At 72.0% G+C, this 25,381-nt stretch carries 18 protein-coding genes; 3 read left to right on the top strand and 15 right to left on the bottom strand.

All coding sequences use genetic code 11. The features are described from left to right. Positions 1 to 2: 2 nt before the first annotated feature. The 8 genes from AB5J55_RS29435 to AB5J55_RS29400 form a co-directional block, all read right to left on the bottom strand. Positions 3 to 2,813, bottom strand: coding sequence for a hypothetical protein (locus tag AB5J55_RS29435; RefSeq protein WP_369273524.1), 2,811 nt, complete (start codon positions 2,811 to 2,813; stop codon positions 3 to 5). Further along, positions 2,810 to 6,487, bottom strand: a complete 3,678-nt coding sequence (locus AB5J55_RS29430; RefSeq protein ID WP_369273523.1) for a tubulin-like doman-containing protein — start codon at positions 6,485 to 6,487, stop codon at positions 2,810 to 2,812. Before AB5J55_RS29430 ends, AB5J55_RS29435 begins: the two co-directional genes overlap by 4 nt. A 69-nt stretch (positions 6,488 to 6,556) precedes the next feature. Then, positions 6,557 to 8,839 carry a VWA domain-containing protein gene (locus AB5J55_RS29425; RefSeq protein WP_369273522.1) on the bottom strand — a complete coding sequence of 761 codons (2,283 nt, stop codon included), beginning with the start codon at positions 8,837 to 8,839 and terminating at the stop codon, positions 6,557 to 6,559. Positions 8,840 to 8,983: 144 nt separating this feature from the next. Continuing rightward, a complete protein-coding gene (locus AB5J55_RS29420) occupies positions 8,984 to 9,535 on the bottom strand; it encodes a Pycsar system effector family protein (protein ID WP_369273521.1) in 552 nt (183 codons plus the stop codon). Further along, positions 9,532 to 11,160: a hypothetical protein gene (locus AB5J55_RS29415; protein WP_369273520.1), complete on the bottom strand. Its 1,629-nt coding sequence runs from the start codon at positions 11,158 to 11,160 to the stop codon at positions 9,532 to 9,534. The genes AB5J55_RS29420 and AB5J55_RS29415 overlap by 4 nt, the downstream gene beginning before the upstream one ends. Beyond that, positions 11,153 to 13,909, bottom strand: a complete 2,757-nt coding sequence (locus AB5J55_RS29410; RefSeq protein ID WP_369273519.1) for a hypothetical protein — start codon at positions 13,907 to 13,909, stop codon at positions 11,153 to 11,155. The genes AB5J55_RS29415 and AB5J55_RS29410 overlap by 8 nt, the downstream gene beginning before the upstream one ends. Before the next feature lie 5 nt (positions 13,910 to 13,914). Then, positions 13,915 to 14,808, bottom strand: a complete 894-nt coding sequence (locus AB5J55_RS29405; protein WP_369273518.1) for a hypothetical protein — start codon at positions 14,806 to 14,808, stop codon at positions 13,915 to 13,917. 234 nt (positions 14,809 to 15,042) lie between these two features. Continuing rightward, positions 15,043 to 15,765 carry a Crp/Fnr family transcriptional regulator gene (locus AB5J55_RS29400; RefSeq protein WP_369273517.1) on the bottom strand — a complete coding sequence of 241 codons (723 nt, stop codon included), beginning with the start codon at positions 15,763 to 15,765 and terminating at the stop codon, positions 15,043 to 15,045. Between the two features lie 580 nt (positions 15,766 to 16,345). Here AB5J55_RS29400 and AB5J55_RS29395 point away from each other — a divergent pair. Continuing rightward, a complete protein-coding gene (locus AB5J55_RS29395) occupies positions 16,346 to 16,726 on the top strand; it encodes a hypothetical protein (RefSeq protein WP_369273516.1) in 381 nt (126 codons plus the stop codon). Between the two features lie 241 nt (positions 16,727 to 16,967). Then, the gene (locus tag AB5J55_RS29390) at positions 16,968 to 17,525 is read left to right on the top strand and encodes a glycoside hydrolase family 25 protein (RefSeq protein WP_369273515.1); all 558 of its coding nucleotides are present in this window, start codon (positions 16,968 to 16,970) and stop codon (positions 17,523 to 17,525) included. Between the two features lie 72 nt (positions 17,526 to 17,597). Here AB5J55_RS29390 and AB5J55_RS29385 read toward each other — a convergent pair whose 3' ends face one another. Continuing rightward, the gene (locus tag AB5J55_RS29385; protein WP_369273514.1) at positions 17,598 to 17,816 is read right to left on the bottom strand and encodes an EF-hand domain-containing protein; all 219 of its coding nucleotides are present in this window, start codon (positions 17,814 to 17,816) and stop codon (positions 17,598 to 17,600) included. Between the two features lie 204 nt (positions 17,817 to 18,020). On the opposite strand from AB5J55_RS29385, the gene AB5J55_RS29380 reads away from it, so the two are divergent. After that, positions 18,021 to 18,656: a GNAT family N-acetyltransferase gene (locus AB5J55_RS29380; RefSeq protein ID WP_369273513.1), complete on the top strand. Its 636-nt coding sequence runs from the start codon at positions 18,021 to 18,023 to the stop codon at positions 18,654 to 18,656. A 25-nt stretch (positions 18,657 to 18,681) separates the two neighbouring features. On the opposite strand, the gene AB5J55_RS29375 is transcribed toward AB5J55_RS29380, so the two are convergent. From AB5J55_RS29375 to AB5J55_RS29350, 6 genes are all read right to left on the bottom strand, one after another. Then, positions 18,682 to 19,305 (bottom strand): ADP-ribosyltransferase, encoded by a 624-nt coding sequence (locus AB5J55_RS29375; RefSeq protein WP_369273512.1) that lies wholly within the window; start codon positions 19,303 to 19,305, stop codon positions 18,682 to 18,684. Positions 19,306 to 19,396: 91 nt separating this feature from the next. Next, positions 19,397 to 20,584 (bottom strand): YncE family protein, encoded by a 1,188-nt coding sequence (locus AB5J55_RS29370; RefSeq protein ID WP_369273511.1) that lies wholly within the window; start codon positions 20,582 to 20,584, stop codon positions 19,397 to 19,399. Positions 20,585 to 21,062: 478 nt separating this feature from the next. Further along, positions 21,063 to 21,566, bottom strand: a complete 504-nt coding sequence (locus AB5J55_RS29365; RefSeq protein ID WP_369273510.1) for an ATP-binding protein — start codon at positions 21,564 to 21,566, stop codon at positions 21,063 to 21,065. Positions 21,567 to 21,862: 296 nt separating this feature from the next. Continuing rightward, positions 21,863 to 22,630 (bottom strand): enoyl-CoA hydratase/isomerase family protein, encoded by a 768-nt coding sequence (locus AB5J55_RS29360; RefSeq protein WP_369273509.1) that lies wholly within the window; start codon positions 22,628 to 22,630, stop codon positions 21,863 to 21,865. A gap of 92 nt (positions 22,631 to 22,722) precedes the next feature. Further along, complete coding sequence (locus AB5J55_RS29355; protein WP_369273508.1) at positions 22,723 to 23,964, bottom strand: Ig-like domain-containing protein; 1,242 nt, start codon at positions 23,962 to 23,964, stop codon at positions 22,723 to 22,725. 170 nt (positions 23,965 to 24,134) lie between these two features. Continuing rightward, positions 24,135 to 25,376 carry an Ig-like domain-containing protein gene (locus AB5J55_RS29350; protein ID WP_369273507.1) on the bottom strand — a complete coding sequence of 414 codons (1,242 nt, stop codon included), beginning with the start codon at positions 25,374 to 25,376 and terminating at the stop codon, positions 24,135 to 24,137. Positions 25,377 to 25,381 lie beyond the last annotated feature (5 nt).

The following is a 25,381-nucleotide window of genomic DNA, read 5'->3' as shown; positions in this document are numbered from 1 at the left end:
GGTCACCAGGGGTCGCCGTCCCCTCGGTCGCCGGCGTCCGGCCAGCCGTCCCTGTCGGGCCAGTCGTAGGACTGCGCCGCCCGCTCATGGGAGTTGGTGCGCTCGTGGCGGTTCACCGGCTCGGCCCGGTCGGGGCGGTCAGGGCGGTCGGGGCGGTCGGGGCGGTCGGGGCGGTCATACGGGTTCGCCGGCTCGGCCCGGTCGTACGCGTTCGTCGTGCCGTACGACTCCAGCGCGTCGTCCGTGTCCAGTGCCGCGTCGCCGTCGGGCTCGGCTCCGTGCCGGGGCCGGACGGTGTGCACCACGCCGATGCGTAGCGGGGTGAGCCGTACCAGGCCGGCGTAGCGTCCCGAGGACGTCCACAGGACCTCGTCCGGGTGGACCGAGCCGCTCGACCGCCAGGCCTTCTCGACCTCGTCGCGTACGGCCCTGGGGGCGAACCTGAGCCACACCGCGGCCGCCGGATCGCGGCTGAGCAGTGCGCCCTGTTCGGGCGAGGACAGCTGTACGACGGCCGGCCGGTCGGCCTCGGCGCCGACCAGGTCGGCCGGTCCGTGCGGGTCGGTGCCGAGGAGGTTGGCCGAGGTGGCACGGACGCGGCGGGCAGCGGCGAACGGGGGTGGGGCCAGAACGCCGTTGTGCTGCAGGTGATGACGGGCCGTCGACAGCAGCGCGCGGACCCGTTCCTCGGTGCGCCGGACGGCGAGGGTGCCCGCCTGGCCGCGTTCCACGGCGCCCCAGTAGGGCTTCATCGCCTCCAGGGCGGCGTCCGTCAGATCGGCCGACAGGGTGGCGACCAGGTCGGGCCCGCCCTCGCCGCTCTCCCGGTCCAGCCAGCGCGGAACCCCCTTGGAGCGGTCCCGCGACGGGGCGGCGTAACTCGGCTCCGGACCCGTCTCGGGCCCCTTCTCGTCCGCGGGCTCCTCCCAGGACGGACCGTCGTCCCAGGCGTACACGCTCGCCCAGTCGCTCTCACCGTCGTCGGCCCCGGCACCGGCATCGTCCGGCCCGAGGTCCAGGTCGTCGGAGAGCCAGTCGTCCTCGGCAGGCGTGCGGGCGCCGGGCACGTCGAAGCCGCCGGGCGCCCCGGCCGCCGCGAGCCGCGCCGGCTCGGGCACCGCCTCGGCCTCCGCCGCTGCCGCCGTCGCCCGCAGCATGCCGGCGACGGAACGGGCGGCGTCGGCGCAGTACAGGCGCTCCTCGACGGCCCAGTGCTCCCGGACCGCCTCGGCCAGCAGGGCGTCGAGCCCGTCAAGGGCCCGGCGCAGTACGGCGGTCGTGTGGCCCGGCGCCCAGTCGGCGGCCGCCGCCCGCCAGAGCCGGCGTACCGTCTCCAGCGCGACGCCGAGGCCGAGCAGCAGCCCGATCGTGCCGAGCCAGACCGGGGGTTCGGCGGCGTACGACACCCCGGCTCCGACAGCCGCGCCGCCGACCGCCGCGACCCTGGGTGCGACGGCCCAGCGGCCGGGGCGTCCCGCACCGCGCAGCCGGGCCGACCCGAGGATCGCCATGCCGACGAACAGCAGCGGCACGACGACCGCCAGCGCGAGCAACGGCCCCCACCACAGCGCACCGAGCAGGCCCGCCCAGGCCGCCGCCAACGGCCCGGCCACCGGGAGGCCGGCTGCCGCGGCGTCCGCCGTCCCCGTCTGCCGGGCCACCGCCTCGGCGGAGTACGGCGCGAGCCTCGGCAGCAGCGCCGTACCCGGCAGTGGCTCGGCGCGCCCGGCCAGGCCGGTGAAGCGCTGCGCCACCGACCGCAGGGCGAGCCCCTGGCCGAGCAGTTTCTGGGCGAACTCCTTGAGCCCCTCGCCGATCCGCTCGCCCATGCCCTCGGCCGACGGCACCCGCAGTCCGAGGGCCGCCAGCCGGGTCGCCGACTCGGCGGCGGACGCCGCCGTGCCGCCGCCGCTGCGCAGGGCCGTGGCGACGAGATCCCGGTAGTTGTCCAGCGCCTGGCGTGCCTGGTCGACATCCGCCTCGAAGGCCTCCCGGCGCGAGGCACGCAGCAGCCCGGGCAGGGTCCGCAGCCCGGCCAGCGCGTCCTCGGCATGGTCGAGGGCGTCCGCGCAGACGCGGTGGGCGTCGTCCGCCACTCCGCCGGGCTCCCGGTGTCCCAGGTCCTGGCCGCCCCGGCCCACCACCAGGCGGCGCAGCGGCTCCGGCAGATCGGCGCCGGAGGAGGCGGTCAGCAGGACGTCCGGGGCGAGTTCGGTGTCCTCACCGGCGAACCGGGTGAGCGCGTCGCGCCAGGCCCGGTCGCGCACCTCCGGCGGCAGGTCCTGCTCCAGCAGCCGTACGCCGGGCGCGGCGACGGCCTCGGGCAGCGACTGGATGCCGTGCAGCACGCTGAGGTAGACGTCCGGGACCGACAGCACGTCGACCAGGACCGCCAGCGCGTCCGGGTCGTCGGCCGTCGGCTGCTCCAGCGCGGTGCGGGCGGAGCGCAGATCGCCGGCCCACAGCAGCCCGCTGCCCGGCGCCCGCAGCACCGAGGGGCGCAGCAGCCGGCGGTCGGGCTGGAAGCCGCCTTCCTCGCCCGCGAACGAGCCCGGTGCGCTGCCGACCAGCAGCACCAGGAGCCGGACCTCGCCCACGGCCCGGTAGCCGGTGATGAGTTCGTACTGCGGCCGGTGATCGGTCAGCCCGGCCGGGGTGTCCACGACCAGGAACAGCGGATCGTCGGGTTCGGGCAGCCCGGCCCGGCCCAACTCCTGGGCGACCCTGGCCCGCAGCGCCGACGGGCTGTGCAGCGCGGCCGCCCCGGCCCGCAGGTCGAGATGGATGACGGCACCGAAGTCCTGCACGCTCACAGCACGTCACCGTCCCAGGAGCCGCCGCGCCTGGCGGGGTCGTCGTCCCACGGCGCCGGAGGCAGGTCGTCGCGCTCCCGGGCAGTGGTCCGGGTGCCGTACTCCTCGGCACGCTCCCGCCGCCGAGCAGCCGGTCCGTCGCGGTCCTCGTCGTCCGGCCGGTCGTCGCCGGTCTCGTCGTAGTCGCCACGTGCGCCGCGACGGCCCCCGCCGCCACCGTCACGAGGCTCACCCCAGAAGTCCCGCTCCTCGCCCGGTCCTTCACGACGGCGCCCGCTGCCGGGCCGGTCGTAGTCGTCGTAGCCCTCGTGACGGCTGTCGCCGCGTTCGCCGCCGTACGGCCCGTCGTGGTCGCCGTAGCGCCCCTCACCCCGCGAGCCCCGCTCGTCGGCGGTACCGTCCCGGTCGCCCTGATCGCGTCGGTGGGTGCCGAGGGAGTCGAAGGAGTCGACCGGGGCGGTGCCGAAGTCGTCGTCGTGGGGGCGGCGGGGTTCCGCGAGTCCCTCCGGAGTGCGGGGACGGGCCGGGGTGCCGCCTCGGACGTGTTCCAGCAGGGTGCGCAGGGTCGGCTGGACAGCGCGCTGGTCGCCGAACTCGGTGTCCAGGGCGGCCGGGAGGGTCTCCGCCCAGAACTCCCACAGCGGCCGCACCCAGCCTTCGACCCGCTCGCCGCCCTGTTCCCGGCGGTCCGCCAGCAGCTCAAGCTGGCGCGGGGCGATCTTCTCGACGAGGTCGACGAAGAGGGGGTGCGGTTCGCTGCCGGTCCGGGCCAGGCCCGACGGCTGGGCCCCCATCAGCTCACGGCAGTAGTCCTCGACGGTGCGCTCGTCGTCGAGGACCGTCCAGCGTTCGTACGCGCGCAGCAGCTCGGCCCAGCTGGACACACCGCCGGGGTAGTCCCCCAGCCGCAGCCGCACGCCCGGGACATGGGCGCCCTTGTCGGGGAACAGCCGCAGCCGCACCCGCTCCGGGGACGCGGGGTCGCCGTCCACCACGTCGACCTGGCCGTTCCACATGCAGCACAGCAGCCGGTGCATGATGACGCGCCGGTCCTCCTCGCTGCTCACCATCCAGCTGTCCCGGAAGCCGAGCCGCTGCCGCCACCGCAGGACGTCCTGGGCCTGCTCGGAGTCCTTCGCGCGGGCCCACTGGCGCAGCACCTTGCGGGCCTCGGGCACCTGGGTGAGGCTCATCTCGCTGCGGAAGAGGACCACGGTCACGGAGTCGCTCTCCACGCCCCGGTACTCCACGGAGTTCTTCGCGTCCGTGGGCAGTCGCAGCGTCTTGCCGAGGTATTCCTGCACCTCTTCCACGGCCTGCACCCGCGGATGGGTCACCAGCACCCGCAGCAGTCCGGTGCCCTCCGGGGTGAACCCGACCGGCAGCAGCCCGGCGAGCTTGCGGCCGAACAGGTCGAGGGCCTCCTTGCTGACCTGCTCGGTGGCGTCCGCGTCGCCCGCCGCGGCGGCCAGCAGCATGCCCATCGACGGCAGCAGCGGCCGCTCCTCCAGGTGCGCGCCGCTCTCGGCGAACAGCCGGGTGATCCGGGCCTCCAACTGCCCCTTGACCCGCGCCACCGCGCCCTCCGGGTCGCGCCGGCTGAGCGTGTGGACCTGACGCCAGGTGTCGCCGTCGACCAGCTTGAGCAGCAGCGCGGCCTCGTCGTCGTTCTCCCGCAGCCCCTCCCGGCGGATGAGCCGGGTGACGACGTCCTCGTAGAAGTGGTTCAGGGTGCGCTGCGGCGGCAGCAGATACGAGATCCCGGTGCGGTCCTCGTACAGTTCGCGGCCCTTCTGCTCGGCGGTCTTGCGCTCCTGGTCGCTGTGCGTGCGGAAGGCGTTCACCAGGCGCACGATGTCGGCGCCCGCCGCGTCCGCGTGGGGCTGCCAGTGCTGTTGCTGCTCCCGCCAGGCCTCGTGCCACACCGTGCGGCAGCGCCACTGGTACCAGGCGTCCTGCTCCTGGATGGCCGCCTGGACGTCGTCGTCGCCCCAGCGGGCCGGCGCCAGGCCGCCCAACTGGCCCTTGATCCGGGGGATCTTGGGCGGCTGCTCCTTCACGCCGGGCGGGCGCTGCGGGGTGCGGGCGCGGTTGTCCAGCATGCCGAGGAAGCCGAGCCGGGCGATCGGCTCGTCGCTGTCGGGGACGCCCCTGACGACGCGTTCGGCGAGGAAGGGGTCCACGCTCTGCAGCAGCTTGTCGATGGCGGGGCGCGGCGCGAACCGGTCGGCCATGGCGGTGGCCGCGCGGTCGGCCTCGGCCCGCAGGTCGGACAGCAGCCGCTGCATGTCCGCGACGCGCTCGCCCAGCGCCTGCTCGATGTTCCTGCCGCCGCGCGGCAGCGGATCGGGCTCGGGCACCGGCAACTGCCTGCGTTCCCACAGCTCTTCGAGGTGGGAGTCGGCGAACAGCTCCCGGATCATCGGCACCGCCCCGTCCCGCAGCACGGCCCGCGGCCGGGCCACGAGATCGGTGACCGCGAGCCGCAGCAGCCGCCCGGCCACCAGGTCGGCGAGCTGGTCCATCGGCGCGGTCATGGACGCCACCAGACTGGTGGAGACGCCCTGCCGGCCGATGCCGGTCGGGGACACGGCGCTGCGCTGCACGCCCCGGTTGATGAAGCTCGCGGCGAAGGTCGTGAAGTCGTCGTCGGAGGCCTGCTTGCGGCCCTGGACGCGGCCGTCGCCCAGTTCGGTGCCGATCAGCGACATCACCAGGGAGACGATGGAGCGGCGCAGGTCGTCGGCGCGGATGCCGGCGGTCGGGCTGAACAGGAACGCCGTGGGCAGGATGCCGGTGCGCAGCCGGATCGGCATCATGCCCGGGTAGCGGATGCCGAGGCCGACCTCGTGGTCGAGATCGCCGATCTCGGCGCCCTCCGACGGCGCGTTCTGCGTGTCGACCAGCCGGAACAGGTCGACCAGCGCCCGGGCCGCGTTGAGCTCGGCCTCCCTTCCGCCACCGGTGGCGGCGGAGAACGACGACGGCATCACGACCAGCGGGTAGATCTTCACGCCGTCGAAGCGGCGCAGCTGGAAGGCGTGGTTGATCAGGTGCAGATAGTCCAGGAAGATCCCGGCGCCGGTGCCGCCGGCCACCGAGAAGGCGACGAAGACGTCGCAGCCGTTGACCTTGCCGCCGCCGAGCTCGCTCAGCTCGCCCGCCGCCCTGGCCATCGAGTCGATCGCCTGTAGCAGCGGCTCCAGGACCGGTGCGAGGCTGTGCCTCAAGGTGGCGAACAGGGCGGCGCGGCCCACGGTGGGCAGCTGGCCCGCACCCGCGTGCAGCGGGGTGACCTTCGGTTCGTCGATGCGCGGCGGCAGCCAGTCGGCGACCTCGTCGCGCAGAACGGCCCGGAGCATCTTGGTGACTTCGGGTGAGGCGTCGAAGTTCGGCAGCAGGTTGTGGGTGGCCCGGGAGGTACGGGCGTACGCCGCCCGCAGGGACGGGTCCACATTGAACTGCGGCAGCCGATGGAGGTCGCTCTCGCTGTAGTCGGCGTACACGAACTGCAGGCAGTCCGGCAGTTGGAACGGCGCATGGCCGCTCTGCCTGCTGAGCGCCATGCCGTCGGGACCGCACAACTCGGCGCGCAGTCTACGTTCCAGTTCGGCGCCGACCAGGCCCCCGGTGCCGCCCAGGCCGACGAAGAGCATCGGCTGGAAGATCTTCATGGGTTTCCTCCCCGCTCTACGGCCGACGCGGCCGCAGGTTCGTGCTGGGTACGTCCGTGGATGTGCGGGTCACAGGTACGAGGTGAAGGGGCTGTCGTTGCCGCCGTCGCCGGGGCCGGTCGAGGAGCCGGCGCCGACGGTGGCCCCCGCGGTGGTCGGCCTGCGGCGGTTGCCGCGGCCCGGCCGGGTGTCCTCGCCCAGGGCGAGGCTCAGCGTGTCGGTCAGCTGGACCTGGCCGCCGGTGGTCAGCGCGGTGCGGCCGGCGCCCTTGGTGCGCAGCACCGCTCCGCCCTCACGGCTGCGTTGCACGGCGTACTGGCCGTGCGGGCGCCGCTCGATGCGCGGGCTGCGATGGGCCTCGACGACGGCGAACTCGTACCAGTGCTTGCTGTTGCCGTGCCCCGCCGGGTGCTCGTTGAGGACCCGGCCGTCCTCCGACACCAGTTGCAGCATCAGGCCGTAGGGGTCCTTGCGCCGGTTGCGCAGCTGCCGCCAGGCGACCAGGGCCGCGACGGCGAGGGCGATCAGGACGGCGGCCGACACGAACGCCCACCAGTACTTCTCCCAGATCCCCGGCTCCGGCACGACCCGCACCGACAGCGGTGACCGTACGAGGGTGCGGTCGCCGTCGGTGGTGTCGACGGCGGTGACGGTGCCGGCGAGCTTCAGCCCGTCGTCGCCGAGGCGGTCGCCGAAAACGTCCGCGGGGGCGACCTCGACCTGCACCTCGCGGGTGCCGGACTCGCCGGGCTTCAGCGTGATCTCGGCGGGCTTGACGGTGAGCAGCCCGGACCGGAGGTCGGCCACGGACAGCCGCAGGGTGTGCGGGGTGTCGGTGGTGTTGTGGACGGCGAGGGTGCCGGTGACCGTGGCGCCGGGGTGGGTGTCGGCGGCGGGCAGTTCGAGGGCGGCGGTGACGGGCAGCTCGCCGGGCGCGACCGTGCTGCCCTCGCTGCGGGTGTCGGCGCTGAGCCCGGAGGCCGTCAGGGTGGCGCTCACCTTCAGCGCTCCGTCGGCGTCCTTCGGGATCGTCACGGTGCCGGTGAAGGAGCCGTCGCTCGCCTTCGGGTCAGTTCCCTTGCCGCCGTCGGCGAGGTCGAGTGCCAGCGGGGAGAAGCCGTCCCCGGTCAGCTCGCTGCGTACGCGCAGCCCTTCGTAGTCGCGCGGGTCCTTGATCTCGTAGCCCTCACGCGTCTGCAGCCGCATGGTCACGGTGACCTTCTCGCCGGCCTGCGGCGAGGGCGGGTCCATGGTGATGGCGCCGCGCAGCTCGCCCTGCCACAGCACGCTGACGGCGACGGGCAGCGAGCGATGTCCCTCCGGTGCCTCGGCCTTGACCTTCCAGGTGCCGGGCAGCGGGTCGACGATCTTCAGCGCCTCGACGGGTCCGGTGCCGCCGGCCAGCTCGAAGCGGGACTTCTTGTACGTCCCTGAGGTGGGGACCTTGTCGCCGCTGGGGTCGATGTAGCTGATCTTGACCTCGGGGTCGCCCTTGTCGACGACGATGCTGCCCACGGTCGCCAGCGGGGAGATGCCGATCTCCAGGGTGGCCGGGGGCCGTTTGCTGGGGCCCTCCTCGTGGCGCAGGCAGTGGGCCGCGGCGAAGATCCGCTCCAGCGTGGGGCCGACGTCCTTGGCCCCGTTGACCTTGTGGGCCTTCGGGGTGGCGGAGGGCAGTTCGACGCAGCCCTTCTGGTAACCGCCGGCGGCGATCTGGTCGAGCTGCGCCTTGTCCGGGTCGGGGCCGAAGCCCAGCGGCCAGATCTGGACGTTCTGCGCGGCGGCGTCCTTCAGCGCCTGCTTCAACTGCCGTTCGCCCTCGGCCTGGCGGTGCGCGGGATCGCCGTACTTGGGGCTGTCCTCGACGTCCATCTTCCCGTCGGTCAGCAGGAACAGCACCCGGGGTTCCGAGGCGTCGGAGCCGTCGGTCAGGTCGTGCACACCCTGCCGGATGGCGCTCGGGAGGTCGGTGCCGGTGCCCTCGCTCTCCTTGCGGCTGCGCAGCTTGCCGACGCAACTGCCGATCGTCTCGCGGCCCGCCGCGTCCAGCGCGGTGCGCGGGCAAACCGGGTCCACCGCGCGCTGGTCGGCGTTCTCGGCGGCGGCGAAGCCGAAGACCGTGACGTGCGAGGACGAGGACACGTCGCCCAGCGCGATGCGCGCGGCGGCGGCCTTCTCGGCCTTCATGTCCTCGGGCGCGAGGCTGGCCGACTCGTCCACGGCCACGGCGTAGTTGACCGCCGGGAACGCCGGTTCGGCCCCCGCCGCGGGCACCGGATCCTGACCGGCCGGTGCCAGCAGGGACGCGAACACCGCGGTGCCGCCCAGCACCGAGACCGCGGCGCGGCGCACCCGGCCCCTTCGTGATTGCCGTCTTCCCGTGACTCTTTCCACGGCCGTCCCCTGATTCTCGGAGAGTCTCTGCTCTGCGTTGCGTCGGTTGCTTGGGGTGCTTGCGTTGCTTGCGTTGCTTGCCTTGTGCCGGCCGGTCGCGCGTCAGCGCGCGGTCAGCCCCCAGACCACGGCCAGTGCCGCCGAGGGGGCGAGCGAGCCCACTCCCCAGCGGATGGCGCGGTACTTGGCGGTGAGGATCGAGCTGACGTCCACGGCCTGGACGAGCAGCCACGCGGCCGGGTCGCGCCCGGCCTCGGCGACCCGGGCGGACAGCTCCGCGAGGTCGCGGGCGGCCACCAGATCGCCGAAGTACGTCACCTCGTCCCGGCCGCGGACCGTGCCGGTGCGCGGCATCAGTGCCCCGACCAGCGCGGACACCGCGACAGCCCAGAGCACCCCGGAGAGGATCAGCGTCACGTCGGCGAAGCCGTCCCACCTGGGGGTGCCGTGCCAGCCGAGCAGGAACGCGGGCAGCGCGAGCGTCCCCGAGAGCAGCACGGCCGCCTTGGAGTCGGCCCGGCCGACGTCCTCCCGGACGGTGTTCAGCAGCCGTTCCGCGATGTGCTCCCCCGCCCGGTCGTGGCAGTGCCGACCCCCGTCCGGCACGGGCACGACCGGGTCGGGGGAGGTGCGTGCCGCCCCGTCGGCGCTCATCGGTCCTCTTCCGCCCAGGACCAGCCGTCGTCCTCGGCACGTCGGCGTCGGCGCGGCGGCTCCCGGTCGTCGTCCACCGGGTAGAGCTCGGGCCGGTGGATCTGGCGCCGGGCGGCCCGGGTGCGCGGGTCGTCGTATCCGGGTTCGTCCTGCGGGTAGTAGGGCTCCGGCCGGTAGGTCTGCCGGGGCGTGCGGGAGCGCGGGTCGTCGTCCTGGGGGTCCGCTCCCGGGTACGGCTCGGGCCGGTAGGTCCGCTGCCGGGCCGGCACGCGCGGGTCGTCGTAGTCGGCGTCGTCGCGCGGGGAGTACGGCTCGGGCTGGTACGACGGACGCCGCGCCGGGACGCGCCGGTCGTCGTGGTCGCGGTCGTCGGCCGGGTAGGGGTCCGGCCGGTGAGTCCGGCGCTGGACCGGGTCGCGCCCGTCGTCGTGAACGCGATCGTCGGCCGGGTAGGGGTCCGACCGGTGGCTCGCGCGCGCGCTGCGGGTGCCCCGTGGCTCGTACTCGGTGTCGTAGTCGGCGTCGTAGTCGGCCACGCCTCCCCGGTACGGCTCCGTCCGGTCGGGGCCTCGCCGGTCGGGCCCCCGTCGGTCGGCGCCTCGGCCGTCGGATCGCCGGTCGGGCTCGCCCCGGGAGGGCTCGGCCCGCTGAGGGCGCCGTCGGGGCGGTTCGTCCGACGCCCAGTCCGGGTTGAACGGGCGGCTGGATGACGTCTCCAGCTCCCGGGGCCGACGGGCCGGCACGGTTCCGATGGGGCCCACCATGGGCCGTCCGTCGCCCTGGTTCAGAAGGTTCAGGACCTGCGTCTCCACGTCCACGGTGGCGAGTTCGCCCCGCTGGGCCATGGCGAACAGCCGGGCGACCCGGTCCTTCTCGTCCTGCCTGCCCTCCTGGCGGATCTTCTCCAGGAAGTCCTTGGCCCCCTCGGGGTCGGCCGCGAGCATGAAGCTGAGCTGCTCCAGCTCCCCGCCCTGCAACATGCGCCGGTACGACTCCTGCCGCAGCCGGATCACCTTGGCCTGGGCGTGCGCGTCCCGTTCCTCGTCGGCGTGCTCGATGGTCCGGTCGTCCACCCGCAGCCGGACGTACAGCCGTACCCGCAGGCCGAGTTCCGAGCCCAGGTCGGCCCAGCGGCCGCCCGCGCACTCGCGTGTGATGGCGCGGTTGGCCTGCTCGGCCTCGGTCACCCGGTAGGTGGTGGTGACCTCCCGCAGCCGTTCCAGCACCGGGGAGGTGAGCCGGTTGGCGACGTCGGTGACGACTTCCAGGGCGGCCAGGTGCGGGTCGGTCACGGCCCACTGGATGTCCACCTCGGCCTTGAAGAAGGTGGTGCCGCCGGCGGCCGGCAGTTCCATCTGAAGCGGCGTCACATAGGTGCCCAGCGCGATCTCGCACATGCTGTGCGTCCGGGCCAGCACCGGCCTGTCGACATGCTGGACCCCGGAGGCCCTTTTCACCGTGTAGCCGCCGTTCCGGTAGAACTGCACCAGCGCCGACCTGGGGCTCACCTTGGGGAACCCGTCCGTCAGCGTGTTGAAGTCCCGAAGGAACGGTCCCGCGGGCCCGGCGGGGTCGGGGCCGACCGCCTCGTCCCCGTCGCGCGCCTCGTCCTCGTTCTCAGCCATACCGCTCCTCCTCGCGGGTCCTCTCCCGGCGCAGCCGGTCCTGTCGCGGCCACTCCTGACGCGGCCTGTCCGGGCTCGGCCGGTCCGGGCCCGGCCGGTGCGGACCCGGCCACTCCTGACGCCGCCGGTCCCGGCGCGGCCCGTCCTGCCTCGCCCTCTCCTCCGGCGCGACGGCGAGCCACCACAGGTCGCGTGCGTCCGCGTCGGGGAGCGGCTTCTCCGGGTCGCTCATCATTCGGCGCAGCAGCCAGTCCAGCCGCCGCCGGTCGTGCTCCTCGGTCGCCAGCGCGGGCAGCAGCTCCGCCAGCCCGGGCCGGGTCCACTCGGTGCCGTCCTTGCGCACGGCCGACCGCAGCAGTTCCTCCAGCGCGTCCATCGCCACGTCCTTCGACCGCGCCGTGTTCAGCGCGGTCCACATCAAGTCGGCCATCGGCTCGACGAGTTCGGGCCGGATGGCGGCGAGGGCGAGCGCGACCGGCCAGTCCCCGCGGTCCGCCCAGGGGGAATCGCTGTCGTCCCCCAGGGAGTCGGGGTCCATCAGCAGCTCGTCCACCGTCGTCAGCGCCAGCCGGACGGTGGCCGCGAGCCCCAGGTCCTGGTACGGCTCGCGCTTGTGGTGGGTCCACTCGGCCATCCGCGCCAGCACCTCGGCGGCGTCCGGCAGCACCAGCAGTCGTACGACGTTGTGGGAGGCGACCGTGACCAGTTCCCCCTCGTCACGGACCCCGATGCGGGCCAGGGCGTCCAGGATGTCGTCCGTGCTGGCCGCGGCGTTGCCGTAGCCGAGCGCCCAGGCCGCGCTCCAGCGCTGCGACGGGGTGCCCTTCTTGCTCCAGTCGCCGATCAGCCGGTGCACGGCCTTGCGGTGCGAGGCGTGGCCGGCCGCCTGGTCCAGCGTGGTGGCCGCGAAGATCAGCCGGCGGTTCGTGGTCGCCTCGGCGAGCGGGCGGATCAGTTCCGTGTAGCCGTGGTCGAAGTCCCGTACGCACAGCTCTCCGGCGGCGACCGCGGCGCGCATCCACACCTGGTCGCGCGGATCGTCCGCCAGCAGCCGCAGCCAGCGCACCACCGGCGCCCGGACCGGGAAGTGCCGGTCCCACAGCTCGGTGAGCACCGCGGACGGCAGGGCGGAACCCCGGTACCAGATCAGCCGGGCCGGCACCTCGTGCCCGTCCACCTCGACCTTGCCTTCGGTGAGTTCGGCGCGCGAGAGCGCCCGGTCGGCTTCCGGGTCGTCGCAGAACAGCGGGCGGGCCGGCGTGCTGTCCGGGTCCGACTGCACGGACAGTTCCCAGGTCAGCAGGTGCGCGGCGGCGGCCACGGCGCTGTGCGAGGCCCCGCCGAGGACGGCGAGCGCGATCCGGAACGCCACCGGGTGGAACAGCGTCGCCGTGCCCGACCGTCCCGGGTTCCGGTCCCCGCGCTCCGCCTCGGCCGGCCGGGCCGTCAGCGCCCGGTCCACGCCGGCGAACCACTCCTGGGCCTGTACGGCGGCCAGGCTCCGGCACCCGTCCAGCAACGCGTCGCGGGAGATGTCCCCCAGCACATGCCCGGCCAGCAGCGATGCGAGCAACTCGGCTTCGGCGGGGCGCAGATCCTTCAGCCCGACGGCGTCCTTGACCTCCTCCCGGTCGGCGAGCCGCTCGGCGCGGGCCAGCAGGTCGGCGGGCGGGGTGTCGTCCTCCGCGGCTCCGGCGGCGTGCTCCTCCAGCCGCTCGCGCAGCCGGGTTGCCAGGAGTTCCTCGGTCGGCGCGGGCGGGCAGATCATGCCGTACCGCCCGGCCAGCAGCGGATTCGCCGCCGACCCGACCGTCACGACGATCACCGCGAAGGCCTCGCAGCGGGACAGGGCGGCGGCGAGCTCGTCGAGGTCCATCTCGTCCGGGGGCAGCGCTCCGGGCCGGGTGAGGGACAGCTCCAGCAGATACCCGACGCCGGGCCGCGCCTCCTCGCCCTCACCGCCCCGCGACTCGTCCAGCGACGCGGCCAACTGCCGTACGCCGCCGTCCGGATCGACCCTGAGCACCCGGGAGCCGGCTGGCTCCGCGTCCGGGCCGGTGCCGTTGCCGTTCGCCGCCGAGGTGGTGACCTCGTCGAGGAGCGAGAGCGCGGTACTGGTACGTCCGGTACCGGGCGCGGCACCGAGGACCAGCAGCCGCTGGGCGCGGAGCGCGGTGCGCAGCTGGACGTACCCCTCGGGCTCGACGTGGGCCCGGCGGAGCCTGCGCAGTTCGTCCTCGGGCACGGGTCCGCTGCGCATGCCCGCGCCGAACCGGCGGGCGCCGAGCCGCAGGTTGATGTCGCCGATGTGGGCGTTGTTGAAGTACGAGCGGTCGAAACGGTGCAGGTCCCGGCCGACGTCGAACAGCAGCCGGGTGGCCCGGCGGGTGCGTGCGGCGGCGGCGAGGTCGGTGGGTCCGTCCTCGCCCTGGTCCTCGGCGAGGGGATCGCGGGTGTACGCCTTGAACCGCCCTGCGGCGCGCTCCCGTTCCTTCTCCCGCTCGTCCTCCTCGTCGTCCGCCTCGTCCTCGGCGGACTTCTCGTCGTCGTCCTCGCCCTCGTCGTCCCGGGCCTTGTCGTCCCGGGCCTGCTTCTTTCCGTCCTTGGCCGGCTTCTTGTCGTCGCCGGCCTTCCTGTCCCCCGCTTTCCTGTCGTCGGCCTTCTTGTCGTCGGCGTCGGACGACCGGCCGCCGGCCGGCTTCTCGGAGGCTTCGTCGGCCGCGCCGCCCGCCTGCTCGTCGTCGCTCACCCGGCTCAGCCCCTCCCCTGCTCGGCGTCGCGGTCGGTGTTCCGGCCGATGTGCACGTTGCCCTGGTAGTCGTTGTGGTGGTGATGGGACATGTCGCCGATGACGTTGTAATGAATGCCGACGCCACCGGGCCGATGACCGGACATGCCGTCGCCGACGACCTCGAACTCGTCGCTGTCGTCGAAGCCCTCGCCGTCGAACTCGCCACCGTCTACGGCGTGCAGGGGGCCGCCGGCGGCGGGTGACGACGGTGTGGGTGACGATGAAGGCGCAGGCGCCGGCGGTGCAGGCTCAGGTTGCGGGATCACCGGAGCGGTCCGCCCGGGCAGATGGAACCAGGCGGTCACCTCGCCCTCCTTCAGCTCCAGCCGGGCCGGCGAGTAGTGCGCGGGCTCGATGAACTTGCCGCCGGCGCCGACCACGTCGTCGTACAGGGACTGGGACGTCACCAGCACCAGGTCGGCCTTCTCGGCGTCGAGCAGTCCGCGGGCGACGGAGGAGTCGGCCAGCCGGCAGGCGAGGTCGACGGCGCGTCCGCTGATGCCCCGGCCGTCGTGTCGGACGGGACCGACATGCATGCCGATGCGCAGCCCGAGGGGCACGGCCAGGCCACGGTTCTCGTCCCGCAGCTTCTCGTGCACCTCGATCAGCCACAGGCCCAGCAGCCGGCTCGCCGCGATCCGGCCCGGCACCGACAGCAGCACGCCGTCGCCGCGGTCCTCCAGGTGTACGGCGTCCCGGGCCATCTTGGCGTGGGTGAACGCCGTCTCCAGCACGCGGTAGATGCGCTCGCGCATCCGCACCTTGTCGACGTCGTCGTAGGCGCCGGACCGTCTGGCGTCGACGCTGATCACCAACTCGTAGTGCGCTTCGGTGATGTCCAGAGCGTCGTGGTTCACCCGTGCCCCCTGCATGTTCCGTCCTAGCCGAAGAGTGGTTCGTGGTGCCGAAGAAGTGGTTCGTGGTGCCGAAGGGAGGTCGTTCCCCCCGGCGAAGAGGTCGTTCGTCCCGCCGGGAAGTGGTTCGTCCCGGCGAAGGCGTCGTCCGTCCTGCCGGAGAAACGCTCCGTCCCTTCAGCGTCGGGCCGGGGAAGAGTGGCGTCTGTAGCCGTTTACACACGGCGGGGCGTGGGTTTACTCCTGATGACCGTCCGCGAGAAGGGCCAGCAGGGCGGGGTCGAGGATCTCGACCATGCGGTTGCCGGTACGGACGATGTGCTGCGTGCGCAGGAGGCGTAGCGCCTTGGCGACGGCTTCCCGGGTGGCGCCTATGGTGGCGGCCAGCTCGTCCTGGGCCAGGTGCACGACGGGGCCGGAGGCCGAGGGGTCGCTCGAGGGACCCGCTCCGGAGGGGGTGTACGGGCCGGCGCGTTCGGCTCCCGAGAGTTCGATGAGCCGGCTGGCCAGGCGCTGGAGCACGGTGAGCGAGGCGAGCGCGGACCGCTCCTGGTCGGCGCTGCGGAGGCGGAAGGTGAGCTGACGTATCACCAGGCCGCTGACCCTGGGGTGCAGGGCGAGAAAACGGCGAAACGCATCCCCGGATATGACCTGGGCCTCTATGGCGCCCAGCGCACGCACGGTGGCGCTGCGGGGGTGCGGGTCCAACGCGGCCATCTCCCCGAGGAGTTCACCCGGGCCGCGCAGGCCGAGTATCAGCCGGGTGGCCCCACGGTCCGTCACCACGGACACCGTCACCCACCCCCGAATGATGATCACGACATGACTGGACCGGTCGCCCTCCGTGAGGAGGTGGGCGTCGGCCGGGAAGCCCTTCCGGCTGCCGAGGGCCATGACGCTCTCGCGCTCCTGAGCAGTCAGAGCCTGAGCGAATGCCAGCTCATTGCCGAGCAGTCCCATGGCCGGCCCCCCGCCGCATTCCGGACGCCTGGATTTTCGATGGGTGTAGATGCTGGCAGAGCGATGTTCCGGCTCGAGTGAATTGCGCCACACCGGGGGTACTGACCGGTACTTGAGGAATGCCAGGTAGATCACCCTGCCCTCGGCATCCCTGCCCCACCACGCTCAGGGGGCGCACATCACAAGGCGTGCGCCCCCTGTCTGCGCCTTTGGGAACGACCTTGAGGTCAAACCCGGCGCACGAATGATCGTCCAACCTCGGGGCCGATAATCGGCCGACCGAGGAGGAGTTGGCGAAAACTCGGGTTTGTGGCGCGGATGCCTTGGTGGCGAGGTGAGGGCGATGTGAGCGGACGGTGAGTCGACCGATCCCGGGACGCCCACCCAAGGCCCCTCCTGGGCTGGGCACTTCGAGCACGAGGGGTGAGCGGCATGGCAGGACGGCCGGAGAGCGCCGCCGGGGTTGTGGCGGCGGTGCAGCGGATCTTCCGGGAACGGGCTGCCGAGCGGGCATTCGGCCATCGCCCAGGAGCTGGAGTCGTGGACCGCGGCGACCGCCTCCGACCTACGGGCCCGTTTCGTGGACCAGCCGGACTCATCGTCGGACACCTTCCTCGTCAAGCTGCGGCGCCAGCTCGACGGCGCGCCGGCGGCCCCGATCGCCCTCGCGGCCGAGCTGCTCCTCGTGAACATGGCGCCGCTGGTGCCCGAGCAGATCGGAATCAGGAAGAAGCTCCAGATCCTGGACGAGGTCCTGTCCTGGGCCGGCCTGGATGCGGCGACGATCGACGTCGACCTGGAGACCTCGCTGACAGGCTTCCTGCACGGCGGGCAGGGCTTCCTGAACCACCGGTGGGCACGGTTCCAGATCCTGGTCCTGCTGGTGGAGCGGATCGCCGCGAGGCCCCTCCCGGAGCAGGAGGCACTGCTGAACGACCCGTGGGCACTGCGGGACGAGTGACTCGACGTGCAGCGGCGGCCGCGCCCCAAGGCGCCCCGAGCACCCCCACGCACCACACCATCCGCCGAGCCGGCTTCACGGTCACGACCCACACCGTCGACCTGGCCCAACCCCCCGCGGACCTCCTCAGGACGGTCACGGAGCCGGCGACACGAATGGTGATGTTCCGCCCCCACGGAGCAGGGGCATACACCAATTCCAACTCCTACCCCCCACTGACACTTGAAGGAGCCTTCCCCCCATGCTCCGCGGCATCGATGTAAGCGCGTACCAGTCCTCGTCCTACGACACGGACGGCCTCTCTTTCGTCTTCATCAAGGCGACGGAGGGCCGCTCCTACATCAACCCCAAACTCACCGCCCAGACCAAACGCGCCCGCGACGCCGGCCTGGTCGTCGGCTTCTACCACTTCCTCTGGCCCGGCAACCTCTCCGCCCAGGCCGACTACTTCGTCAGCAAGGCCCCCGAGAAAGCGGGCGACATCCTCGCCGTCGACTGGGAGACGACGAGCGAGGGGACACATGCGAGCAACGCGGAGAAGGACCTGTTCATCAGAAAGGTGAAGGAGAAGCGACCGAACAACCCTGTCATTTTGTACTGTAACCGCAATTACTGGCTCAATGTGGACACCACCTCCTACGCCGGAGACGGCCTCTGGATCGCCGACTACGTGACCGCAGGCAAGCCCCGCATCCAGGCGAAGTGGCGCTTCCACCAGTACACCGACGACCCGCTGGACAAGAACGTCGCGAACTTCGCGAGCAAGGCGGCCCTGCGCGAGTGGGCCGAGAACGCCTGACGACAGTTCCGGCCGCGGAATTGGCGAAGGGGTGCCCTCCGCCGCTCGGGCGGAGGGCACCCCTTCCACACGTCACTTGTTCAGGTAGGACCAGAACTCGTCGAACGACAGCAGCTTGTCGCCGTTGAGGTCACGGCTCTTGATGATCGCCTCGGCGACCGCCTCGGTCACGTTCCAGTCGCCGCCCTGAGCCAGGGCGGACTTGAATTCGGCGGCGGTGATGGTGCCGTCCCCGTCCGCATCGATGCGCTCGAACTGCTTGCGTGCTTCCTCGATGTCGATGTGCGTCACCGGTCCGCCCCTTTACTCGCGTTTGCTCGCGTCCGTCGTGTTGTGCTGGCTTGCTGCCGCAGGTCAGATTAACCGTCCGTCCGCGCCTCCAGCCCGGCGACCACCCACCGGACTCCAGGCGGTGCCCGGTGCCGGCGTCGGTGATGTCTGGGAGTGTGGGCCCTGCAGTGGGTGACGACTCAGGGAGCGGGACGGGGGGCGGCCGTGGCGGAGACCTTGCGGGAGATTCTGGAGGCGGTGGCGCGGGGTGTCTTCCCGCCCGAGGACGGCAGTACGACGGTGGTGCCCCAGCCCTCGGCCCGGAACGCGGGCGTCCTTGCCTTCACGGCGCACTCCGTCGTCTTCACGGACGAGGATCCGGACTGGGTGTACGCCGCCCTGCGCGACGTCGGCTGCGACGCGCTGGCCGCGGCGATGAATCCGCGCTTCCTGGCGGCGCTCATGGAGCGGACGGGGCGGGCGTCGGAGACCATCGACGCGGTCCTGGTCGGCACCCCGCTGCCGGGTGGGCCGCCGCTCGCGCTGAAGGAGATCGAGGACGCCGAGCACCCCCGGGTCGTCTATGCCCGACGCCGGCGGGACGACGTACGCGCGTGGACGACGGAGGGCGGCGTGCTGGTGACGGGACGCGGGGTCGCGGGCCGCCTGGAGGTCTCGGTCGAGGTGAACGAGGGCGTACGGCACCGGGGGCTGGGGCGGCTGCTGGCGAGCGCGGCCCGGCATCTCGTCGCGGAGCCGCTGTGGGCGCAGGTCGCGCCGGGGAACGCCCGCAGCGCGCGGGCGTTCCAGGCGGCCGGCTACCGGCCGGTCGGCGCGGAGCTGCTGCTGCACGCCTGGTAGGGGCAGGCCGACTAATGCCAGGCCGTCAGTGCCAGGCCTCGAAGTGCGGGTTGCTCCGGCAGTCGCTCATGATCTCGACCTTGGTGGTCTTGTCCACCGGGCAGGCGCCGATGACGTACTTCCGGTCGATGCCACCGGGGAAGGCGACCTCCACCTGGTCGGCCCATTTGTGGGTGTCGCCGATGGTCTTGTTGACATCGATGCCGCCGGGGGCGTCGATGTAGTAGTTCCAGCCCGACTTCCACCACTTCTTGTACAGGTCGTGGTCATAGGTCGTGGAGACGTACGGGGAGGGCTGGTTGACCAGGACGTACTGCTCCAGGTCGTACTGGCCGTCGACGGCGTCCCTGGGCCGGAAGCCGTCCTCGAAGACGATGTCCGGGCCGCGGCCGTCGGCCCGGTAGAGCGTGCCGCAGCCGGTGCGCCAGGCCGGGTCGGGGGTGATCCGGTCGACGTCGACCCGGCGGTCGGCGGCGGCCTTGATCCTGTCGTCGTACTGGACGGGGCAGGCGGCCGGCGCGGCGACCCTGACGGCGGCCGGGCGAGCGGGGGCGGGGGACTGCGGAGCCGTGGCGGCCGTGGTGGCGAGGATGGCCGAGAGGGACAGGACGGCGGCGGCGGCCCGCCGCCGCAGGCGAGTTGTGATCATGGGAAGCACGATCCCGGGCCCGTGACGGCGCGCCGCGCATCGTCACCCGTACGGCGGCGTGTCCGCTGACCGCCGGTCAACTGACCGCCCGCTAGCGGAAGATGCCGGTGTGGCCGAGGGAGTAGCGGCCCGGCTGCGGGTAGACGGCGAGGCCGTGCGGGCCGCTTCCGACGGAGATACGGGCGAGCTGTTCGCCGGTGCGGGTGTCGATGGCGTACACCTCGGAGTCGTAACGCCCCGACAGCCACAGCACCTTGCCGTCCGCGGAGACGCCGCCCATGTCGGGGCTGCCGCCGTCGGGGAGGTGCCACTTCTTGGTGATCTCGTTCCTGGTGAAGTCGAAGACGGAGACGGTGCCCTCGCCGCGGTTGGAGACGTACATCTCGCGGGAGTCGCGGCTGACGTAGAGGCCGTGGCAGCCCTTGCCGGTGGGCAGGAGCGTGGGCTCGGTGAACTTGTCGCCGTCCAGGACCCACATGCCGTGGGCCATCATGTCGGCGATGTAGAACCGCTTGCCGTCCGGTGAGACCTTGACGTCCTGCGGCATCGCCCCGTCGAAGGGCAGTTTCTGCTGTCCGACGACCTTCATCTTCTCGGTGTCGACCTTCAGCAGCTCACCGCTGAACTCGCAGGACACGATGAAGTACCTCCCGTCCAGGGAGAAGTCGGCGTGGTTGACGCCGTAGCAGGTGACCGGCTCGGTCCTGAGTCGCTTCATGGTGTGCGGGTCACGGAAGACGAGTTCGCGGTCGAGGGAGGCCATGACGATGGCGTACTTGCCGTTGGGCGTGAAGTAGAGGTTGTACGGGTCGTGGACCTCGACCTCCTTGCCCGCCTTTCCGGTCTTCGGGTCGATGGGGGTGAGGGTGTGGCCGCGGTTGTTGTTGACCCAGAGGGTCTTCAGGTCCCAGGACGGGACGACGTGCTGGGGCTGGCGGCCGACGGGGATGGTCTCGACGATCTCGTACGTCTTGGGGTCGATGACGGAGACGGTGTCGGACTCGGTGTTCGGGACGTAGACGCGGGACGGGAAGTCCTTGACGACGGGGGAGAGCTTGTTGGGGCGGTCGGCTGCGTAGACGTCCTTCGGGTCGAGGACGGGGGGCATGCCGGGCAGACCCTGGACGCTGTCCTTCTTCGCCGGGGCGGGGATGGCGGCCTGGGTGCCGTGGTGGGGGTCTGTGGCGTGGCGGCTCTTGTCCTTGGGGGGCTCGGTGCCGCAGGCGGCGAGGGCCAGGAGGCCTATGCCGGCGAGGAGGGTGCGGTGGGTGAGGTTCATCGGCAGGTCTTCCGGGGGGCTGGGAGGGCGGCGACTGCGACTATTTAATGAGCATTGGGTGGGAAAACGTGTTATTTACCCAATGGAAGGTTTACGCGGGTCGCCACCGACCAGTTGTTTCGCCCCGCCGCCCCTACCCGTCCCGTACCTGGGGGCTGCCGCCCCCAGACCCCCGCTGTCGGCCTGAAGGACCTCGTCCTCAAACGCCGGACGGGCTGACATACCTGGGCCCGCGTCGAGAAGCACCACCCGCAGGCGCACAACCCCCAGCGGTGGGTGGGGGCTAGGGATGGCACAGCCCGTCCTCAAACGCCGGACGGGCTGTGCCATCGCCACTCTCGCGCCGCCCCCAACGGACGGTTGGGGCCAGGGACGGCAACGACCTCACCCTCAAACGCCGGACGGGCTGGAACACCTGGACCGGCGCCGGGAATTGGGGGCGCGCCGCCGTGCTCGGCTCAGCCGCCGGAGGCAACCGTCAGCGGTCCGCCACCCGCATCTCGAACCACGTCGTCTTGCCGCGCGGCAGCAGGTCCACGCCCCAGCGGTCGGAGAGTTTGTCGACCAGGAACAGGCCCCGGCCGCTGATGTCCATCTCCTGCACCGGCATCAGGCAGGGCAGACCCCGGGACGGGTCGCGGACCTCGATGCGGATCCAGCCGCGGCGGCGGCGCATGCGGAGACCGAAGACGCGGGCGCCGGTGTGGCGGACCGCGTTGCCGACCAGTTCCGAGACGAGCAGGACCGCGTCCTCCGTCATTTTCGGAGTCAGGCCCCACTGGCGCAGGACCACGACCTGCGCCAGTCGCCGCGCCGTGGCCGCGGACTCCGGACGGGACGGGAGCGGAACCTCCGCCTCCGTGGGATTGCCGAACAGCTCCAGCGCCTTCGCAGCAGCTTCGTCCTCGACCGCCGGCGACCAGCGCGCCGCGGTAGCACGGCCGTGTCCCCGCGGCTGTTCGATACCCTCCAGCCCCGCCATGCCCCCATCATGGCCGCCCGCGGGACCCGCCGGGGCCGTTCCGCAGGAATACATCCCCCGGAAGCGGTCATTCCGCAGGGATCGATTGGCATATGACGGGGGCAGTTCGGAGCCGTGCACAACCCACCTGAGCTGCGACGGAGGGCCTGTCGAAGGCAAGCGGCAGGCTCCCTCGACAAGGCACGCTTAAGGCTGCCTTAAGGCTGCCATAAACCGCCCCATCGAGGGACCCGGATCAGACACCCCGTCAATTGCAAGTGGTTCGACGGAGTTTCAGACCGGGATTTTCCCGGTGCTCAGAGGAACTTGGCCTTGCCCGGCCCCTCCTCCACGAAGCTCCGCATCCCCCGCTCCCGGTCCTCCGTGGCGAACAGGCCCGCGAACCAGCCCCGTTCCACCGCAAGGCCCGTGTCGATGTCCGTCTCCAGACCGGTGTCGATCGACTCCTTCGCCGCACGCAGCGCGATCGCCGGACCCTGCGCCAGCTTCGCCGCCCAGGCGTGCGCCTCGGCGTAGACCTGGTCCGGCGCCACCACGCGGTCCACGAGGCCCAACTCCCGCGCCTCGTCCGCCTTCACCATACGGCCCGTGAAGATCAGGTCCTTCGCCTTCGAAGGGCCGATCAGCCTGGCCAGCCGCTGGGTGCCGCCGGCGCCCGGGATCAGTCCGAGCAGGATCTCCGGCTGGCCCAGCTTGGCGTTGTCCCCGGCGATGCGGTAGTCCGCGCACAGCGCCAACTCGCAGCCGCCGCCGAGCGCGTAGCCCGTCACGGCCGCCACCACCGGCTTCGGGATGCGGGCCACCGCCGTGAACGACTCCTGCAGGGCCCGGGCGCGCAGGACCATCGCCGCGTGGTCCATGGCCTGCATCTCCTTGATGTCCGCGCCCGCCGCGAACACCTTCTCCCCGCCGTAGATCACCACGGCCCGCACGTCGTCACGACGGCCCGCCTCCTCGGCGAGTTCCTTGAGCCGGTCCTGGGTGGCGACGTCCAGCGCGTTCATGGGCGGTCGGTCGAGACGGAGCGTACCGACACCTTCGGCGACTTCGAGATTCACGGTCATGGAGGCAGGTTAACGGGGACTAACGCCGTCGGCCCCGGTGCCGTACCTCACATCGAGGTCGTGCACCGGGGCCGTGCGCCGTCATGCGGGAGTTACGCCTTCCACTTCTCCCACGACATGTTCCAGCCGTTGAGGCCGTTCTCCGGAGCCACCGTCCCGTCCGCGGAGTTCTTCACGACCACCACGTCGCCGATCATCGAGTGGTTGTAGAACCACGCCGCCGGGGTGTCCTTGCTCCACGCGCCCTTGACGTCGCGCAGGCCGACGCAGCCGTGGCTGGCGTTGGTGTTGCCGAAGGCGCCGCCGGCCCAGTAGTTGCCGTGGATGAAGGTGCCGGAATCGGTCAGGCGGATGGCGTGCGGCACGTCCTTGATGTCGTACTCGCCCTCGTAGCCGACCGTGTCGCCGTTCATACGGGTCTGCACGAACTTCTCGGTCATGACCATCTGGCCGTTCCAGGTCTCGTACCCGGGCGCGCCGGTGGTGACGGGGATGGTCTTCACGACCTTGCCGTCCTGCATGACCTTCATCTTCTTGGCCTTGGCGTCGACGATCGAGACCTGGTTGCGGCCGATGGTGAAGGTGACCTTCTTGTCCTGCTCGCCGTAGACCCCGTCGCGGCCCTCGACGCCGTCGAGGTTGAGGTCGACCGTGACCTTCGTGCCTTCCTTCCAGTACTTCTCGGGCCGGAAGTCGAGGCGGTCGTTGCCGAACCAGTGGCCCTCGACCTCGACGGCCGGCTCGGTCTTGATGGTGATGGCCTTCTCGACGTCCTCGGGGCTGGTGATGCCCCGGTCGAAGCGGATCGAGAACGGCATTCCGACGCCGACCTTGGAGCCGTCCTCGGGGGTGAACCGGCCGAGGAAGGTGTTCTTCGGGGTCAGGGTGGTGAAGTCGGCCTCCTTGGCGGCCTCCACGCCGTCGGAGTCCTTGGCGACCGCGTGCACCGAGTACTTCGTGGAGGCGGCGAGGTGCGTGGACGGCGTCCAGGTGGCGCCGTCGCCGGATATCTTCCCGGCTATCGCGTTGCCCTTGGCGTCCTTGACCTCGACGTCCGTCAGCCGGCCTTTGGCCGCGGTCACCTTCAGTGCCCCGCTGGTCTCGACGGACTTGGCGCCGTCGCCCGGGGCTATGGTCACCACGGCCTGCGACTTCTTGGCCTCCGCCGTGGAGGAGTCGCCGCCCTTGCCGTCACCGGCCCCGGAGTCCGATCCGCCGCTCCCACCGCACGCGGTGACGGCGAGCAGCAGCACTCCGGCCATCGCCGCCAGCCCCTTGCGCCCACGCCTCCCGCGCGCGTCAACCGACGCCCCCGATATCGGCCGCACGTTCAAGTCCTTCTCCCCTCCCCCGGGCCTGGTCAGGCCCGCGCGCCCGCGCATTTGCCACGCGCATCGGCGCATATTAACCACAAGGCCAGGGCGCCGACGCCGCGCGTTTGTCACCGTTCCGTTCCAACATCGACTGACGGCCGGCCGGTAGAGCCACCAACCCCCCTGTCCTGTTACTTCACCGCACTCCCCGCCTTCCACTCCTTCCAGCCCATATTCCATCCTCCGAGGCCATTGTCAGGAGCGACCTTTTTGTCATTGCTGCGGACGACCTCGACGACGTCCCCGACCAGGCTGCGGTCGAAGAACCAGCCCGCCGGCGTCTCCGAGCCGCCGCCCTTGACGTCCCTGAGGCCCACGCACCCGTGGCTGACATTGCTCCGTCCGAAGATGGAGGCGTCCGCCCAGTAGTTGCCGTGCAGGAAGGTGCCGGAGTTGGTCAGGCGCATGGCGTGCGGGACGTCCGGGATGTCGTACTCGCCCTTGCCGTTGGCCTTCTTGAAGCCGACCGTGGCGCCGTTCATCCGGGTCAGCTCCAGCATCTCGGTGACCACCATCTTGCCGTTGTAGGTGGTGGTCTTCGGGGAGCCGGCCGTGATCGGCACGGTCGTCAGCAGCTCGCCGTCGCGCCGGACCTCCATGGTGTGCTTGGCCGCGTCGACGACGGAGACCTGGTGGCGGCCGACGGTGAAGGAGAAGGTCTTGTACTGCTGCCCGTACACCCCGGGCGCCCCTTCGACGTCCCGCAGCCGCAGCGCGACGGTCACCTGGGTGCCGGGCTTCCAGTAGTGCTCGGGACGGAAGTCGAGGCGGCCGCTGCCGAACCAGTGCGGGCGGATCTCCACGGGGGGCTCTGCGGTGACCTGGACGGCGCGTTCGACGGCGGCGCGGTTCTGGATCTCCCGGTTGAAGTCCAGCGAGACGATCATTCCGGTGCCGACGGTGGAGCGGTTCTCCGGGGCGACGTATCCGATGAACCGCTCCTCGGGGACGTACGTGGTGAAGGTCGTGTGCCGTGCGCTGCGGCGTCCGTGGCCGTCGACGGCCACCGCGTCGATCGTGTACTTGGCGGCCAGCGCGAGCCTGGGGTCCTCGGGCTCCCAGCGCCGGCCGTCCCCGGAGATCTGCCCGGGCACCGGGGTGTCCTGGGCGTCCTGGGACTTGACGACCTTCACCGACTCCAGGCGCCCGCTGAGCACGCGGACCAGCAGCGGGTCGTCGGGGCGTGCGCCCTTGGTCTCGTCGTCGGGTGTCACCCGGATGACGTCCTCGGGCGCCCGGGGTTTGCCCAGCGTCCGGTCCATGCCATCGCCGTCCGAAGTGCAGCCGGCAGCACCGGCCAGCAGTCCTGCCCATGTCAGTACGGCGGCCAACACGGCCCCCGCGCGCCGCGCGCGCCCTTGTACGTGCCTCACGAAGA

It is taken from the genome of Streptomyces sp. R11 (assembly GCF_041051905.1).
Lineage (GTDB): Bacteria > Actinomycetota > Actinomycetes > Streptomycetales > Streptomycetaceae > Streptomyces.
This window is presented reverse-complemented; position numbering and strand designations above follow the sequence as displayed.

Excerpts from the sequence above, each read along its gene's own strand:
- AB5J55_RS29415 (WP_369273520.1), bottom strand. The coding sequence starts at position 11,160 with ATGGCTGAGAACGAGGACGAGGCGCGCGACGGGGACGAGGCGGTCGGC.
- AB5J55_RS29375 (WP_369273512.1), bottom strand. The coding sequence starts at position 19,305 with ATGATCACAACTCGCCTGCGGCGGCGGGCCGCCGCCGCCGTCCTGTCC.
- AB5J55_RS29370 (WP_369273511.1), bottom strand. The coding sequence starts at position 20,584 with ATGAACCTCACCCACCGCACCCTCCTCGCCGGCATAGGCCTCCTGGCC.
- AB5J55_RS29430 (WP_369273523.1), bottom strand. The coding sequence starts at position 6,487 with ATGAAGATCTTCCAGCCGATGCTCTTCGTCGGCCTGGGCGGCACCGGG.
- AB5J55_RS29365 (WP_369273510.1), bottom strand. The coding sequence starts at position 21,566 with ATGGCGGGGCTGGAGGGTATCGAACAGCCGCGGGGACACGGCCGTGCT.
- AB5J55_RS29400 (WP_369273517.1), bottom strand. The coding sequence starts at position 15,765 with ATGGGACTGCTCGGCAATGAGCTGGCATTCGCTCAGGCTCTGACTGCT.
- AB5J55_RS29420 (WP_369273521.1), bottom strand. The coding sequence starts at position 9,535 with ATGAGCGCCGACGGGGCGGCACGCACCTCCCCCGACCCGGTCGTGCCC.
- AB5J55_RS29360 (WP_369273509.1), bottom strand. The coding sequence starts at position 22,630 with ATGACCGTGAATCTCGAAGTCGCCGAAGGTGTCGGTACGCTCCGTCTC.
- AB5J55_RS29390 (WP_369273515.1), top strand. The coding sequence starts at position 16,968 with ATGCTCCGCGGCATCGATGTAAGCGCGTACCAGTCCTCGTCCTACGAC.